The organism is Porphyromonas sp. HMSC065F10 (assembly GCF_001808555.1).
In the GTDB taxonomy this organism is placed as follows: domain Bacteria; phylum Bacteroidota; class Bacteroidia; order Bacteroidales; family Porphyromonadaceae; genus Porphyromonas_A.
In genome coordinates, this window is the sequence record NZ_KV793777.1 from 36,840 (window position 1) to 53,857 (window position 17,018).

Consider the following 17,018-nt stretch of genomic DNA (forward strand, 5'->3'; position numbering starts at 1 on the left):
TCGGGCTTGGTCATGTGCGTAAGCACACTCCCTTCGCCCTCACTCTCAGTCCCTTGCATCTGGGGCATTCTGCAAAGTCCCTGCCGAAAAAGCGATGCTTTTTCGGCGAAAGACCATTTTGCAAAGGTCTTTGGTCATTTTGATTAGTGCGATAGCAATAGCTCTCCCGGTGAGGGATGACCTATTTATGCTATCTTTGGGATGGAAAACCATAAGAGAGATCCTTGACATACTGCATAGGGACATAAATTTGACTTCGTCCTGCGGGCTTAGGCCGCACCTCTCCGGAGGTGTATTCGCAAGATGTCTCAGACTCCCCTCGGGGATATGAGATAGCCAATGTTTGATCGTGACGATCTATTTTCATATCCACGAGAGAACATCCTTATTTAGGGGTTAGATATCCTCTTTCATGATCTATTTAGATGAGGGTATTTTATTTTCCGCTCACATACATAAAGAAATGAGTGTCCTCTTGCAGTCTTGTCATCTCTCTCTTGTCATATAAGTGCTTTACGTTATGGAAAAGAAGATACTCGCCACCAAGGTGCGCAGCTTGGCTACCGTCGGTGATTTCCTGACTCTCCTCAATCAGATGAAGAGGGAGGATCAGGGGGTGGAGGAGGATCCTCATCCCTTTACCCTAAAGCACATCAATTACTACCGCAATCCCTCGCATGAAGGGCGGTATCGCTCCTTTAAGATACCGAAGAAGAGCGGTGGCTGTCGGGTGATATCGGCACCGAGGAATAAGACCTTCAGGCTGATCCTTAGGTATGTCAATGAGATGCTGAAGGCTCTCTACACGCCCTCTGAGTATGCGATGGGATTTGCTGAGGGGCGCTCCGTAGTCACCAATGCTCAGATCCATCTGCGACAAAACTACGTCTTCAATACCGACCTGAAGGACTTCTTCCCCAGCGTGGATCAGGCGAGGGTGTGGGCGAGACTGCAGATCAAGCCGCTGAGTCTCCAGAGGCCGATCGCCGGCATCATTGCCGGTCTCTGCTCCGTAAGGCTGGAGACGGATGAGGGGACGGTGAGATACGTGCTGCCACAGGGTGCCCCCACCTCCCCGATACTGACCAATATGGTGTGTGATACGCTGGATAGACGCCTGGGCGGGGTGGCTAAGCGATTTGGTCTCCGTTACTCTCGCTATGCTGATGATATCACCTTTAGCTCTATGCATAATGTGTATGAGGTGGGGGGTGACTTCCGGTCTGAGCTTAGGAGGATAGTAGAGGATCAGCGGTTTGTCATTAATGAGAAGAAGACGAGGCTGCAGAAGCGAGGAGCTCGGCAGGAGGTGACGGGGCTGACCGTGGGGGAGAGGCTCAATGTGCCACAGTCCTACGTCCGAGGGATCCGAAACCTCCTCTACATCTGGCGAAAGTATGGTGAGGGAGAGGCGAGGGCAAGGTTTGAGGAGAGCTATATGGCGGAGAAGGGACACCTGCGGGAGAAGTGCCCCGACATGATCCTCGTGCTGGAGGGAAAGCTCTGCTATCTCCGTATGGTGAAGGGGCCCAATGACAGCGTCTACCGCCGTCTCAGCACAGACTTTGATCGCTTGCTCCATGCCGATGAAGGGGCAGTGGAGCCCTTGCCATCAGGGGGAGAGCGGCTCCTTGCGGAGGGTCTCGCGCTCACAGCCTCTGCGCCGGTCGACCTGGAGGCTCTTAATTTTGATTTGGATCAGCTACTCAATAATGGATGAGATACTAAGGACTACGCTTGATAAGGTGGTCAAGCTCTGTGACCAGAGACCTGACTTTGGGGCGGAGCTGAGGCGTCGGCTGGGCATCCCGACTGCGCCGGCTACCATCCCGCTTAGCTCCGAGCTGGAGGAGTACCTGACGGAGGTGGGGGAGGATGTCTGCACGATACGTGATGTGCTGCAGATACAGCAGGATATTGATCCGGAGATCAAGTATGACTTCGTGGACGACCGTCGCACGAGAGACCGCTTGATCATTGATAACCTTCAGATGGAGAGTAAGGCCCTCAGTACGCGCATCCCTGAGGATGATCGCTTCCCGCTCTTCTGTGTCTATGCCTTTTACCAAGTGGAGAATCTGCTGAACTATTTCTACCAAAGGAAGTATCCTGACCTGGACTCACTCGAGGAGATGCTGCGGGAGAATACGAAGTCAGAGAATGAGGGCTTCAGATACTCTGGGAGAACAGGTCGACCCGTAGAGTCGGTCTCCGATATCGAGTCGCACTATCTGGTCAATGCCTTCTGCAACAGCAGGACTCCTCCACTGGGCACGAACTTTAAAATCAGACTCTCCGGTCTGAGGAGGGTGAGGAATGCCTTTTCTCATAGATTTTTCGAGATAGATCCCGGGTGGGATAGGGCGATGGAGAGTGATAAGTGGCTTGATAACTTCATCCGATACAATACCTCCATCACCATTCGGAAAGACCTAAAGCAGTTAGCAGACCTTATCGCCCAAGATCTGCTAAGTGCCGGTACCCCGCACGATGTCCCCGGGGTCATATCGAGTATGCTCGTCTCCACTTGCTACGTAAGGTATGACGGGAAGACACCGGAGGAGCTGCCCAAGCGCCTCTGGGGAGATGTGAAAGGGTACAAGACCGGTGATCGGCTTACCTTGACTATCTCCGACGGAAAGATCATTGCCGTAAAGCATCCCCCATTTTCCCCTAAAGTAGATCACTAATAAAGTAAATGATGCCCCTCTATCCGCAGCAGCGTGAGGCTCTTTCTCGACTGAGAGACTTCCTCGAGAGTGATGACACGGTATTTATCCTTGGGGGATATGCCGGTACAGGTAAGACGACGATGATCCGTGCGCTCTGTGACCTCCTGCCTCAGTATGGGCAGGAGCCGCTACTTATGGCACCGACGGGTCGGGCTGCTCGAATCCTGTCAGAGAAGAGTGGCCTCAAAGCCTCCACCATCCATAGTGCTATTTACCATCACGAAGGGGATCAGCTGGTGCTGCACGATGAGGAGGGGAACGTGAGCGTTGCGAGGATGGTGTCCCTGACGTCTGCTCCTGAGACAGACTACGTGTCCACCTACTTCTCGGTGGAGACTCTTGGGGATGAGCATGATCCCTCTCGCTCGGTCATCATTGTCGACGAGGCATCTCTGATCCCCGCACAGAAGTCATGGCAGGAGGGGGTGCAATTTGGCACCGGCTCACTACTGGAGGATCTGCTGACCTACTCAGAGTGGCACCTCGGGTGCAAGCTGGTCTTTGTCGGAGATCCCAATCAGCTCCCTCCCGTCACGGATCCTCGGTCGTGTGCCCTCTCTACGGACTACTTCGCCTCCGCCGACATACCTGTGCGTAGCTACACCCTGACGGAGGTGATCCGCCAGGAGCACGAGAGCCTGATCCTGAAGAACGCTATGATGGTCAAGGATCTGATCCAGTCCAAGGTGCGTAATACACTCCGCTTGGAGACCCGTAAGGGTGAGGTGGAGCCACTGACCATGGAGCAGGTGGCGCAGAAGTATCAGGAGATCTGCCCCACACCGATGATGAATCGCAGTGCCGTGATCTGCTACAGCAATAAGCAGGCTCTGTGGTACAACCGAGCTGTCCGTGAGAGATACTTCCCCGATCAGCCGAGTCTGCGCAAGGGAGATGTCCTGCAGGTGGTCCGGAATAATTACTTCGGAGATCAGCTGGTCTTAAATGGAGACTTCATCCGGATCGTGGACGATCCCGGCCCGGAGGAGACAGTAAGCGTGCCGGTATGGGTGACCAAGGGGACGGGCAGGGAGCGACCCCACGTCCGGCTCTCCTTTAGGAGGGTAGAGTATGAGACTGAGACGGGGATGAGAGGTCAGCGACTACTACTCACCACGCTGCTGGACTCAGAGAGAGCCTCTCTGACCGCAGAGGAGTCAAAGGCTCTGTACATCCACTTCTATATCCGCCACTCCTCCGAGAGGCAGTCGCCCGATCTCTCGAAAAAGATGATCGAAGACCCCTACGTCAATGCTCTGCAGGCAAAGTATGGATACGCCATTACCTGCCATAAGGCACAGGGAGGAGAGTGGGAGCAGGTGATCGTGGACTTCTCCCAGCGTGGGAGGTCAGATGAGAGTTCGCTCAGGTGGATCTATACCGCCTTGACCCGTGCCAAGCGGTCGCTCTATGGGGTCCATATGCCTGATGTCTCGCCCTTTGAGAAGCTTGACCTCTTCCCTATCTCAAAGATCTCAAAGGTGTCTGCGGAGGTGTATCGCCTGCAGGATCTTCCGTGCGACTACCTGGGGGCAGAAGCATCCCCATCGCAGCGGGCCAAGTGTCTCAGTGCCGCAAAAGCTCTGGCCGAGATAGGCTATAAGCTCACCGATGTGGCCACCATGCCCTACCGGGATCGGTATACGATCGAGGGACCATCAGGTCGCCTGACTTGCGACTGCTTGTACAAGGGAAGTGGACTATATAGCAGCTACTCTGTGCAGCCTAAGGTCCCAGACGAGTCTGCGATAGTGGAGGCGCTGAGGGATGAGCGCGAGTATGAGTTTGATGTTAGCTATCAGCCGGCTCTGCCGTTCCTGGATCAGCTATATCAATATATGAGGGTGGCTGCGAGTGAGTGCGGTGTGACGATCACGGGTGTCTGCGATCACCCGGACCAGCATTATGTCCTCTATGGGCTGAGGACCTCTGCCTCCTTTGCTTCACTCCAGTTTTACTACCTAAATAAGGGCTTCCTCACGAAGGCTATGCCCTCCTCGCTCATGGGGGGCTCTGACGAGCTATTGGATAAGTTTATCAAGCGTATAAGGACTGATATATGTACGGAGTAAAGGACATAACCGCGATGCGTAAGAGTGGTCGTCTCGAGGAGGCATACGAGATGGCTCAAGCCTTGCGGGAAGCAGACCCGGGAGAGTGGGCTGATATGGCACTCTTCTGGGTCTTGCGTGATATGGTTGGGCAGCTACTCGATACTCCGACAGATGAGGGAAGGGTACGTGCGCAGGATCTATTGACTCAGATGGAGGGCCTGCAGCGGACGATGAAGGACGACAAGAATCTCGGAAAGCAGGCAATCATGAAGCTAAGGCGGATGCTGTCTCCTCACGCCTCGGACATAGCTGCCTGCTCTGAGCTCGCAAAGACAGATCCCATCTCGGCTTTCGATCGGGCGAGCAATATAGTAGGACGACAGGGTGAGCCCTTGGATCCATCCCTGCATGAAGAGCTGGGCTGGATCTATTACCGCTACCTCAGAGCAAAAGGGGATCAGCTGGCTCCCCGTGAGGGCCCTGCTGTGTTGTGGAAATACCTCTGTCTGACGAATAAACGCCCCTCTCTCCTCCACTCTATGATGCTTGGGCAGGCGGTGACGCTTCGTAGGCTGGGGCAGGACTTCTCTTTCTCCGGATTTCTTCAGCACTGGGGTCCCCGGATGCTCCGGAGGGAGGATCTGCAGCCCACTCGGGATGGTAATGGAGGCACCTTCCCCTCTCTGCTCTCAAGAGTCTGCGACCAGCTTGCCCAGGAGGGTACACCATTGATTGAGGAGCTCGCTGAGGGAGCAGTGTGTCCCCCTCGGAATATAGCTGATATGCAGCGCAAGTGGTGGTTTTGGACGCTCTATAACATCAAGAAGGAGGAGGGCTGGTCCGGAAAGTTTGCCCAGGCAGCTATGACCTATGCGATGCGCTATGGCCAGTACGAGGCTACCCACTGGCATCTGGAGATTATGTCTCTTGTCGCGCGAGACTTTGATGCGTCTCGCGCCCGATTTCTCTTAGACTTCCTCCGGGCGACAGCCGAGGTCAGTATGGGGGAGAACGCATGGCGCCCGGCTACCGGATCGGATGGCAAGTCATATCCCCCACATGCGGTAACTTTCGCCAAGGCCTGCTACGAGGCACTTAAGAGTCTTCCTCCGTCACAGCGTGATCCCGACTTGATAGCCACGCTGAGTCGGCTCTATGACGAGATGGAGAGCCATCGCGCCGGAGATGAGTGGACTGCCCGCTACAGAGCTTTCCTCTCCCTCTGGTCGGGGAGTGTCGAGGATGCGGCAGAGAGATTTCGTCAGCTGCTGCTGGTGCTCGGTACCAATTACTATGTGTGGCGGGAGGCTGCGGAGTCTGTCAGTGATACCACGATCAAGATTGGCCTCTTGCTCCACGCCCTCGAGCTCCAGCGTGATGACAAGTTTGTGGGGCCGATCAAGCTTGACCTTGCAGAGCTACTGGTCGGGGAGGGGTATGCTGCTGATGCTCGCAAATACCTCAGAGAGTATGTGGCTTTTAGGCAGAAAGAGGGGATGCAGGTGGATGCCCGGTGCCTCCACCTACAGCAACTCGCCCAAAGCAGAGAGGACGATAGACCTGATCGGTATGATAAGAAACAAGCTGTGACGGCTGCTATGGAGTACGTTTACTCTGACTATCAGTGGGAGGACTTTGTGGTTGTATCGCAATATGAGGTCAAGGGTAAAGAGAGGGTGAAGCTGGTGTCCGGCGACCGCTCTTTCTCCATCAGACCCGTACAATTAAGCATAGGGAAGAAGAGTGTCCCCCTTGGGACTGTGGTCAGGTGTCGCTGTATCGCTGAGGAGGCTACTGATCCAGCATCCGACGAGGGAGTAAGACTGAGACCTCTGATGATGAAAGTGACGGACCAGCCGCTCTGGAGCACCCTGCCGGAGGAGGTGGGATACATCTACCGATTTAATAAGGAGAAGCGTATTGCCTCAATAGCCTCCCCCGATGGGGATGACTTTGTCCTATTTAATGCTGACCGAGAGTATAAGCCTGGTGACTGCCTGACCTTTAGATACTTCTATGAGTGTGTCAAGGGGGAGAAGAGAGCGAGGGTGAAATCTCCGGCTCTCTGTGATAGCCCGGAGAGTATTCTTGAGCGCTTCTCCGAGGGGATAGCAGTTGTGGATAATGTCAATCCCAAGAAGTCACTTTTCCACATATTGCTTAGGAGCGGTATGGTACATGACAGAGTGATCCGCTACTCTGAGACAGAGCTTCGTCCCGAGATAGGGGACTCGCTTAAGATCAGGTATGCGATCATTCAGCGAGGAAAGCGGGCGGGGTCGCTGATCCCTGTCGGGATGGAGAAAACTGACGAGGTGGAAGAGTCGCTGATTAAGCCATATCATGGAGCTATAAGCCTTAAGTATAAGAGCTCGACCGATGCTCCGGACTTCGCTTTTGTCGATGATGATATTTATGTACCCCGGTACCTCCTTGATGATCAAGACCTCGCTGACGGGGATATGGTCTCGGGGCGTGCAGTCTACTCGGACAGAGGCGGCTTCCGTGCCATTGAGCTGACGAAACAGTAGGTCGGCCGGCTGATCGCTTTGAGAGATGGAGACCTATCTCTGATCAATAAAGGGAGCGCAAAAAAGAGGCGGCATCGACCCCATATGGTCGATGCCGCCTCTTAATATAAGGTCTCGCGGGAGGATTACTCTACACCATTAATCACCGTCCAGCCCTTAGCGGCAGCTGCGGAGGTGTCCGCATCGGCAGAACCGGGGTTCTCTGAGATGTCAAGGGAGTACATCCAGTTGTAGTATCTCTGACCTGCTTTATTGAGATGCAACATAAAGGACTGAAGTGCGAGCTTATCGAGCTTGTTGCCCTTCAAGCTGCCTATCCAGAGATCCTTGAAAGACGCGGGACAAGTGATGGAGGTGAGACCATTCTCCTCCAGGAAGAGCATTATCGTATTGGGTGCCGTACTGATGTCAATTGTCTTGAGCCCCGGATTGCCTGATACGATCACAGACTGTAGGGTCTTGCCATCGGTCGGTAGGGTGATGGTCTCTGTGCCATTGGCCACCCACTCTAGCTCCTTCAGTCTCTTCAGACCGGAGAGGTCTCCAGACTTGATCTGACCATTGTAGACCACTAAGGTGCTGAGCGGGCTGTTGTCGCTGACCTCGAGAGAGGTGAGCCAATTGATCATCTCCTTATCCTTGTTGGATACACCGGAGACGGCAAAGCCACTGATGTCACCATGGATCGTGAGGGTGGTCTCGGTCGGCTTGTAGAGGGTCATATTATCCTTGCGGAGGTCATACTGAAACTCTGTGATCGCCTCTCCGGGGTCAAAGGTGCCGTTGGCATTGAGATCAATCCACGCGGTACTCTCAGCCTCCTGGCTGCTCGGGCTGATGGAGAGAAGAATCCCTTCAGAGGGGACGTCGTTGAGGGTAAACTTGATCGTTGGCAGATCGCTCGGCGGCTCCTTATCAAAGGGAGCAACAAGCTTAAGCTCCGTGCCGCTCCACTCGGCGTAGAGGTTGTATGCCCTCCCCGGCTGCATGGCACCGCTGCGTGCCGGGCGGGTATTGGTGGAGATGATCTCCTTACGTCCATCTGCATCGTAGGCCACGAGGCTTACCTCAGGAGTGCTCCCCGTATTGGCACGGAACCAGAAGCCGAGGTGCTGCGTCTCTCCCGGTGCAATCGTCACATCGGGGTAGGTGACTGCAGTCATGTAGTCGACGGGAGCCTCCTTCAGGTTCATGATGTTGAGGTAGGGGATCCGGGCGTTGCCCACGAAGGGCAGTGAGCCCTTGTGGTAAAACTCGGTGACCTTGTCCGCCGGACGAACTGCCATCCCCGCCAGACGCCAAGGCTTGTCGGAGCTGTTCTTAAGCGTTACGACAGCAAGAGAGCCGAGGTGGACAAAGTCCGCCTTGATCTCCTTGTCAAAGACGGAGACCTCCTTGGTGCAGAAGTAGACCGGCACGTAGCCGTCCTGATTATTGGAGTACTTGGTCAGCTCGTAGAGAGGTCGTGCTCCTACGCCGACCATGAGCCGACCATTCTTGAGGAGTATGTTCTGAGCCACGATGCCGTAGAGGTCAAACTTCTTATCCGCATCGATCCCCTTTGGCAGGGTTACCTCGAAGGTGCAGTACTCTCCCTTCGTCTCAAGTATCTCTACTCCTCGCTGGAGTCTTACCTTGCCCTCTTGGACGAAGGCGATATTGAGGTCAAACATCCCCTCATTCCACTTCAGGATGATGCCCTTGCTATTGCGGTCCTTGATGATGGATCGGGTCTCCGGGGAGGGTCCTGCGGTGATGCGGAGGGTGTAGGTCTGACCATCACTTGAGGGCGTCTCCTCTGGGGTATTGATCGACCTGTCCGTACAGGCTGATAGCGCCAGTATGATGAGCGACAGCAGCAGGGAGAGGCTTATCTTTCTATTTATCATAGTCATATATATTGTTCGTTGTGAGGAAAAAGACTCACCGGATCATTACCAGTCCTCGCCCTCCATATTGGGTCTGCGGGCGGGGTGGTTGCTGATGCTGTTGCGGGCATCGACTCTCCAGTTCTTACTCCGTGCAATGGAGTACATACCTGAGCCGGAGCCGGGGTTATCGGCGATGAAGAGCTGACCGGGAGACTTGCCGGTGCGGTCGGGGAGGTAGTTCAGCAGCTTGTTGATGGTCTCGGCAGTGAGCTGGTTACCGATGAGCTCGACATACTTCAGACCCTTTGCCCCGGAGAGGTCGATCGTCTTCAGTTTGTTGCCTGAGGCGATCAGTCGCTCCAGCTTGGTCATCTTGCTCAGGTCGACCTGCTCGCTGGTCCAGTCCCAGCCTTGGATATTGAGGTATGTGAGACCGGTCATCTGATCAAAAGAAGGCACATCGTACGGTATATTCATCTGGCGGATGATAGATCCGGAGTTACCCAGGTCGAGGACCTTAAGACCGGCAGGATTGGATAAGAATGGCAGCTTCTTGGTATTGATGAGGAGGAGCATTGGATTATCTGCCAGTAGCAGGGTCTCAAGCTTGGGATACATTGCTGAGATGCACGCTGATATCCCCGTACCAGAGAAGTTAAGGTGCCTAATCTCAGTATTTACATTGTCGGAGCCTCCCCAGTAATACTTCACCTGCCCATACGAGACTGTCAGTGAGGTGATGTGTCCGTAGATGATGAGTTGGTTGGTGGTAGCCTTGACCAAGTTGGTGCTGGTGGAGCCAAAGTTCTCAATCTTCTCACCCTCGTTCAGCGTTCCGTTGCCATTGAGGTCGATCCAGACGTTGTCACGCTCTGCCGGATCAGCCTCCACGGAGAAGGCAAGAGTGAAAGGTGGCTCGCCGGAAAGCTCCATATAATTCTGGGGGAGGTCGCTTCGCACAATAGGCACATCGACGCTCCAGCCTTTGTTGAGAGCCTTCTTGAGGTCGATTTCCACGCCCTTTTCCTCCAGTCCGGGATTACCCGAAATTTGGAGCAGCAGATGGTGTACATCGTCGGGCTTCACTCCGGAACGGTCAGGGAGTTGATCGATGATCTTATTGATCACGCCGGCAGAGAGTTTATTGTTGCGTATATCCAGATCGTAGAGGGCGGCAACGGGGCTGATCTCCACATCGGTCAGATGTTGCTTGGAGAGCTGCAGATCCTCAAAGGCACCGCGGAAGGAGATCCTCGGCTGGGAGACGGTGTACTCCATGGCGCCGAAAGACTTGGTAATCGCCTCACCGGGATCCTTGACGTTATTATCATTAAGATCCACGTAGGCCGCATCACGACTGCTGTAGTCCAGGTAGGCAGAGACGGTGATGGGGCTGCCCACCGGGATATCCGTGGTGATGGTGACATACTGCGTCTTGCGCTCCTCCTTCTCCCGATCCAGGGCGACGATATGCTCGCCGTCCCAGTAGCCGTAGCCGATGTAGGCAATACCACTCTTCATCGGTCCCTTGCGCGCCGGGATCAAGCCCTCTGAGGTGACGATGGAGGAGTAGGATCCTGCGGCGAGTGTCAGCTCGGGGATCTGTGTTACGTCGGGTCGCGGCATTACCCAGGTCATGTAGAGACCGGTCTCTCCGGGTGCAAGTGCTTTGGGTCTGGACAGGAAGCTCTGGTAGGGAGATGACTGAGACAACTCCAGCACCTCTCCCGTCATCAGGTCGATAAAGGGATACCTGGTCCCCACGCCGGAGCGGAAGCCACCATTGTAGACGTAGTCTTTCTTCGTCCGTGTGCCTGGCTCCGAGAAGGTGACGGGATCGCGGAAGGGCTTGTCGCTCCTATTCTCGAGGACGACCACCTCGTAGGCTCCGATGTGCTCAAAGTCTCCCTCCACCTTGGTCATGTCGGTCTCGGCAGGGACGATCCCCTTGAGACGGAAGATCACAGGGGCATTGAAGTCCTCTATCCGGCATCCATTGTAGGACGAGGCGGGCATCAGTGCGAGCGCCCGACCCTTCAGCTCCGGGGCGAGGATATTCTCATCGAAGTGATCCTTGTCGTAGAAGACCATATTTGGTCCCTTGAAACTGCTCTGGTTGATGCCGCTGTAGCCTACGAGGTCGATCGGCTTGCTTTGGTCAATCTCTGCGGGTAGGGTGATGCTGAGCGTGCCTACCTTGCCGTCCTCGGAGAGCGTGGCGAAGGAAACCTCACCGAGAGGGAAGAGCTTGCCCTCCTGGGAGGCAAAGAGTAGGACTTTGTCGTTTGCCTTGAAGCGAACGAGGAAGTCCTTCGAGTCCTCCATCTGAGACATGACGGCACGGAGAGAGGTGTCCTCTCCGGGGGCATTCACCTTAATCGTCAGGGTAGATCCATCCGTGGTGTCTGCGTCTGTGGGGCGTAAGCTCTCCTGCGTGCAGCCTGCGAGAGCTAATAGAATAGGGAGCAGGGTCAGTAGACCTGCATATATCTTTTTATTCATAGTCATGGGAAGAGGATTAAATTTCGACACCGGGGACATCTGGTACGCCCTTTGTCTCCTTTACGGTGATGGTGCAGGTAGCCGTCTTGCCGTTAGTCGTCTTGACGGTGATGGTTGCATCACCGGGGGCGACACCGGTCACACGTCCGTCCGTTACTATGGCAATGTCGGAGTTGGAGGAGGTCCACTCCAGCCTTTGGTCGGTCGCGCCGGTTGGCTCGATGGTAGCCGTAAGTTGCAGAGACTTTCCGACTTTGATCGTAGCTGCGGTCTTGTCGAGTGTTACGGCGGTTACCTCGATCACCTTGTCAGAGACAGTGATGACTAAGGTTACTTTGGCACCACTGGTGGCAGTACCGGTGATGGTGGCGGTACCGGCTCCCTTGGCCGTTACTCGACCGCTGGCATCTACAGTTGCCACGCCTTGGTTAGAGGAGCTCCACGAGATGTGGGTGTTGGTCGCATCTGCCGGCTCGATCGTCGGATTGAGATCCATCGTCCCTCCGATGGTCATCGAAGCTTCCGTTGTGGGGAGGGTGATCTTGGTCACAGGGATCTCCTCCACGGTCACCGTAGCCTTAGCTGTCAGACCATTGGCGGTCTTTGCAGTAATCTCGGCAGTGCCTGCTTTGACTCCGGTCACCACACCGTCTGAGACCGTTGCCACAGTCTCATCGGAGGAGCTCCAGGTGACATTCTTATTGGTGGCATCCGCCGGCTCGATCGTGGGTGTGAGGGTTATTGTCTTGCCCACCTTGATCGTAAGCTTGCTTTGGTCGAGTGTGATGGCGGTCGGCTCGATGGTCGTCACCTCACCGATGGTCACCTTGGTGCCGTCCCATGAGCCGGAGACCACATAAGCCTTGCCGATCTCCATAGGGAAGTCCTTGGCTGCAATCTTCTGATCGGATACTACCCAGTTGCGACCATTCTGATAAGCAAGCTCCAGATCCGGCACAGTAACCTTAGCATTGGGCACGTACCAAGTGACCATCGCTACGGTTGCTCCTGGATCTAGGTTTTTGAGCATTGCAAATGGCTGTCTTGGGTTTGCATCTTTAGTGTAGATGATCTCACCGGTTGTAAAGTTCATATGCGGATAAGTCATGGAGTAATCCGTCATATTCATCTCCATTTTAAGTGCCCATGAGCGCCAGCCCCCATACTTGGAGGTACGACCCTTCTGGGAAAGACCTACGCGTGGTCTGATGGGCGCATCGGAGTTGTTTGTGAAGAAGATCACCTCGTAGCATCCGAAGTGCTTAAACTTCACAAACCTCTCGGTCCGCTCAGTCTCCGATGGGATAATCCCCTTCTCGTGAAACATCACCGGAGCGGAGAATTCGTCCAAAGCGATCGGTCCATAGGACTCGGCACTGACTAAGATCTTATCACCCTCGATCAGCATGCGATCTCTTTTGACTTCAGTGCCACTCTTGTACCCAAAGTCGGCCGGTCCATCGTAGGCAATCAGGTCGATCGGCTTGGTCTCGTCGACACCGGCAGGCAGCTCAAAGGTGAGTGTGGCACGCTTGCCACCCTCCTCCACGCCGGCAAAGCCGACATTAGCGAGGTCGTAGAGCTTGCCGTCCTGCCAGACGAAGAGAGCGATGTCGTCATCCTTCTTGAAGGTCGCCTTGAGCACCGGGTCTCCTGACTCTCCCGACAGGTGGGCGCGGAGTGATGGGTCGGCATCAGGCGCCACGACGGTGAGGGACATTGTGTACCCTCCTGTGGCATCTGCATTGTCCGGCTCCGGTGTCTGTGCTTCCTGCCGGCAGGAGGCAAGTGCAAGGAGCAGTAGCGCAGTAAAGATATAGGATATATTTTGTCTCATAATAGTGTATTCATTTAGAGCCCAACAACCGGTACGTCGTCAATGGAGGTCTCGCCTACGACAGTCACTGTGCAGGTTGCCTTGACTGAGGGGTCAGACTTGGAGGCAACCGTGATGGTGACTGTACCGGCCTTGATACCGGTCACTACTCCCTGAGCGTCCACCGTGGCAATCGTCTCGTCGGAGGAACTCCAGATGAGTTCCTTATTGGTCGCATCCGTAGGCTCGATGGTGCAGGTGAGGGTCAGCGTCTTCCCTACGGAAACTTCGGCCGAGCTCTGGGACAGGGTCAGCTTGGTCACAGCGATGGTGCTGCTCTTGACGGTGATCGTGCAGGTTGCCTTGATCTCCGGCTGTCCCTTGACAGAGACTGTGATGGTCGCAGTGCCGGCCTTGACGGCAGTGACGAGACCTTTCTCATCCACGGTGGCTACATCGGTATTGTTAGATGCCCACTCAACCCCCCGTGTCGTAGCATCGCTCGGCTCCAGCTTGTAGAAGAGCTCAAGTGTCTCGCCCTCATCCAGCTCTGCGGATGTCTTGGTGAGTCGAATCCCGGCGGCGGGGACTGCCTGGGGTGCCTTTGGGAGGACGAAGGTCTTGCCATTGTAGACGATCGTCACGCTCTCCTCGTCCTCGGTGATCTGAAGATCAGCGGTGGCTGCTCTAGCCTTCACCTTCTGACCATTGACATCGAGGACAGACTGCCACGAGGTGCCGTTGTCGAGGCTTACCTCCCAATTGCCGTCGGCATCCACACGCAGCTGAGGAGTGATGCCGGTTGCTCCAGGTTCGCCGGGTTGACCGGGTGCTCCAGGTTCGCCGGGCTGACCGGGTGCTCCGGGCTCGCCGGGTTGACCGGGTGCTCCAGGATCTCCCTTGGGACCTTTGGCCGGGACGGGATTCCCCTTAGCATCGTGTATGATCTTGCCATCGATAGCCCAGTAGAGGATGCCGTCCTCCTCGATCATGCTGATCTGAGGCATCTTGCCGGAGCGGACGACGATCTCCTCACCGTCACTCATCACAAGCACGTATCCTGTACCGTCATCCAGCTTGCGGTAGTCCTTGATAGCCTTGTTTTTGCTCTGTGCGTCGACGAGCTTCTGCAGAGTCGCGATGCTCTCATTGGCAGACTTTACCAGCCCCTCCACCTTCGTCATCCGACCCTCCAGATCCTTGACCCGATTGTCAAGGTCGGTGAGGTCCGTGCAGCCGGCGAGGAGTAAGCTCGCTATGGCCACAACGGCTGTCATTATATATAGTCGCTTATTCATACTTCTTAGGTGTTGTGTATAGCAGGGTCATTGGTTACTTGATCTCGATGAAGTAGTCCTCCACCTCTCCGGCTATCAGCCCACCGGCGTTGGGGTTGGTAGCCCAGAAGTCGCCCTCTTTCTTCTCCTTATACTCCTTGTCGTCATCGAGGACGATGCGGAGACGATGGATGCCCTTGGCGGCTGTCGTGGGGATCGTATACGTAGTGTCGAATGTGCCGAGAGAGACTTTCCCTAAATAGACTTTCTCGTCCGGGTCATTGTACACCTTGCCATCCTTTGTCTTATACTTGTAGAATACCCCATTGTCATTGTAGTCAATGTAGATGCCGATGACGGGGGAGGTGAAGAGATTGGTGCGATCGGTCTCGATCTTGATCTTGAGCTCCTTGCCTACGGTGGCCGAGATCAGTCGGTTGCTTGTGTTAAAGAGCGTGTACCCTTCTCCTGCTGAGGGATTGCTCATCCCGTTGATCCACACGTAGCTTATGAAGATATCGATCGGCTCAAAGACTCTTACCCCGGAGTAGGGCACACCATTATCTATGATGGTTGACTCATCCTCATCAGTCTGCTCGTCGTCCTCTGCGAGGTTGCTGTTGTCCTTATTCTTCCCGAGGATGCGAGCCGGGGGAGCGATGTTGATGACGATGTCCCTGTTTTCGTTGTACCCGCCGCCTGCACCACCACCGGTGCCGAGGACGTCAGGGACGAGAGCGTTGAGCTTATACCAGCCATTGGAGACGCCGCTCCAGCCCCAATTGAAGTGAAAGAGGTCGTCAGTCGTGTATCCATCACAGACGAAGGAGTGACCGCCACCCTTCCCGGTACCACCATGGAGTACGGGATGGCGGGCATCAAGCTCCCTTTTGATGATGGATGACCACTGGCTACCGGCCTCTTGCGCCGTGATACGCTTGATGTCCTTAGTGTAGCCATAGTGACGGATCAGAGCAGGTACCACCTTGTCGTGTGTGGTGCCACTGCCCTGTTGGGAGTAGTTCATGTCAAAAGCTACCCCCAGCCCATACATAAATCGCGCAATGGTCGGATTGGGCTTGGCATCTATCTTATTGTCGGGTGTGCCATTCGGTGCGACCGGCATATCGTCCCAGTCGATGCGGTAGTTGTAGTCGTGTGAGAGGTAGCCATAGGACTTACTCATGTAGCCATGTGTCCCCACTGCGTGATCCGGATATTTCCAATAGCGCATGATCTGGGCTGTGGCCGCAGCGACGCATCCCGTCGGAGCGTGTCCGGGGGTCATACCATTAAAGGGATCCATCTGGTCCCACATAATATCTCCCAGCAGTGGCTCTACGACGATACTGCCGGGCTCAACGTCAGCGCGAGTGGTTGTGGGCTTAATGTCGAGAGCGCGTGCCGTATTGATCTGCTCAGCGTAGATATCAAGCATCATCCGCAGTCCGCAGGGCAAGTCATTAGGGTCAATCTTGCCGCTCTCGGAGTACCCAAGCAGCGGATAAGCACGCTCAGTGGCTGCGATGATGGCGTAGCCGCCTCTCTCTCCGGCAAAGAGATAGTATGCCGGCTGGTACTCACTCTCTGCTGCCCCTATGCTTCTTGTGCCGGGCACGCTCTTGTCTGTGGCTAAGAGGCGCAACTCTCCCTCTATGGGAAGTGCTGACGCAATCTCTTCGGCTTGATCCTCGGAGATGAAGTAGTCATCATTGACTACCTCAGGAGCTGTCCTCTCCGGCTCTTGCACGCTGCTCCTATTGGAGCAGCCACAGAGTAGACCAGCCAAGACCAGCCAGAATAGGTGTCTTTTCTTCATAAGTGGTTTGGTTTAAAAGTTAAGAACTAACCATAGCGACCAAGGTTGCAAGTCGTCCCTACGATTGGTTCAAGGACAAATGTAAGAATAATTTAATTGCTACCTAATTTAGTGAAATACAGAGGTATCAGTTCTTTTTTAGAGACCGGGTAGGGACAAACCAATAAAGAGCGCAAGCGGTGATTAGTGAACGAAGAAACTCAGAAGTCCTAAGTCATTTGCAGATGATCCTTAAGAGAGTCCTCCGATTGTGTGACTGCATTGATGAGAATGATTTTTCCCGCTCTGGATTACTTCGTATTTTGATTAACTCTCGGGCGGGGCCGGAGTCGTTGCTCTTGGGTCGCTGTAGCAAGGGGGTAAGGGTCCCCTCCGCTCTGGGGAAAATCTAATACCGATATTAGTGATCTCTAATA

At 54.7% G+C, this 17,018-nt stretch carries 9 protein-coding genes; 4 read left to right on the top strand and 5 right to left on the bottom strand.

The annotated features are described in order from the left end of the window. Positions 1–520 precede the first annotated feature (520 nt). The 4 genes from HMPREF2890_RS03980 to HMPREF2890_RS03995 are packed head-to-tail and all read left to right on the top strand — an operon-like array spanning position 521 to position 7,317. Positions 521–1,720, top strand: coding sequence for a reverse transcriptase family protein (locus HMPREF2890_RS03980; protein ID WP_070465736.1), 1,200 nt, complete (start codon positions 521–523; stop codon positions 1,718–1,720). Beyond that, positions 1,713–2,690: a hypothetical protein gene (locus HMPREF2890_RS03985; protein WP_070465739.1), complete on the top strand. Its 978-nt coding sequence runs from the start codon at positions 1,713–1,715 to the stop codon at positions 2,688–2,690. The genes HMPREF2890_RS03980 and HMPREF2890_RS03985 overlap by 8 nt, the downstream gene beginning before the upstream one ends. An 8-nt stretch (positions 2,691–2,698) precedes the next feature. Beyond that, positions 2,699–4,804, top strand: coding sequence for an ATP-dependent DNA helicase (locus HMPREF2890_RS03990; RefSeq protein ID WP_070465742.1), 2,106 nt, complete (start codon positions 2,699–2,701; stop codon positions 4,802–4,804). Beyond that, positions 4,792–7,317: a DUF7017 domain-containing protein gene (locus HMPREF2890_RS03995; RefSeq protein WP_070465745.1), complete on the top strand. Its 2,526-nt coding sequence runs from the start codon at positions 4,792–4,794 to the stop codon at positions 7,315–7,317. The genes HMPREF2890_RS03990 and HMPREF2890_RS03995 overlap by 13 nt, the downstream gene beginning before the upstream one ends. Positions 7,318–7,442: 125 nt before the next feature. Here the strand turns inward: HMPREF2890_RS03995 and HMPREF2890_RS04000 are convergent, their stop codons facing one another. From HMPREF2890_RS04000 to HMPREF2890_RS04020, 5 genes are read right to left on the bottom strand one after another with little or no spacing between them, the layout of a single operon-like run. Beyond that, complete coding sequence (locus HMPREF2890_RS04000) at positions 7,443–9,206, bottom strand: leucine-rich repeat domain-containing protein (protein WP_070465749.1); 1,764 nt, start codon at positions 9,204–9,206, stop codon at positions 7,443–7,445. 45 nt (positions 9,207–9,251) lie between these two features. Further along, positions 9,252–11,690, bottom strand: coding sequence for a leucine-rich repeat domain-containing protein (locus HMPREF2890_RS04005; RefSeq protein ID WP_070465752.1), 2,439 nt, complete (start codon positions 11,688–11,690; stop codon positions 9,252–9,254). 16 nt (positions 11,691–11,706) lie between these two features. Then, on the bottom strand, positions 11,707–13,527 hold the full coding sequence (locus HMPREF2890_RS04010; protein WP_070465755.1) for an Ig-like domain-containing protein: 1,821 nt from the start codon (positions 13,525–13,527) through the stop codon (positions 11,707–11,709). A 14-nt stretch (positions 13,528–13,541) separates the two neighbouring features. Beyond that, positions 13,542–14,804, bottom strand: coding sequence for an Ig-like domain-containing protein (locus HMPREF2890_RS04015; protein WP_083289787.1), 1,263 nt, complete (start codon positions 14,802–14,804; stop codon positions 13,542–13,544). Positions 14,805–14,838: 34 nt separating this feature from the next. Next, the gene (locus HMPREF2890_RS04020) at positions 14,839–16,602 is read right to left on the bottom strand and encodes a C10 family peptidase (RefSeq protein WP_083289788.1); all 1,764 of its coding nucleotides are present in this window, start codon (positions 16,600–16,602) and stop codon (positions 14,839–14,841) included. Between the last annotated feature and the right edge of the window lie 416 nt (positions 16,603–17,018).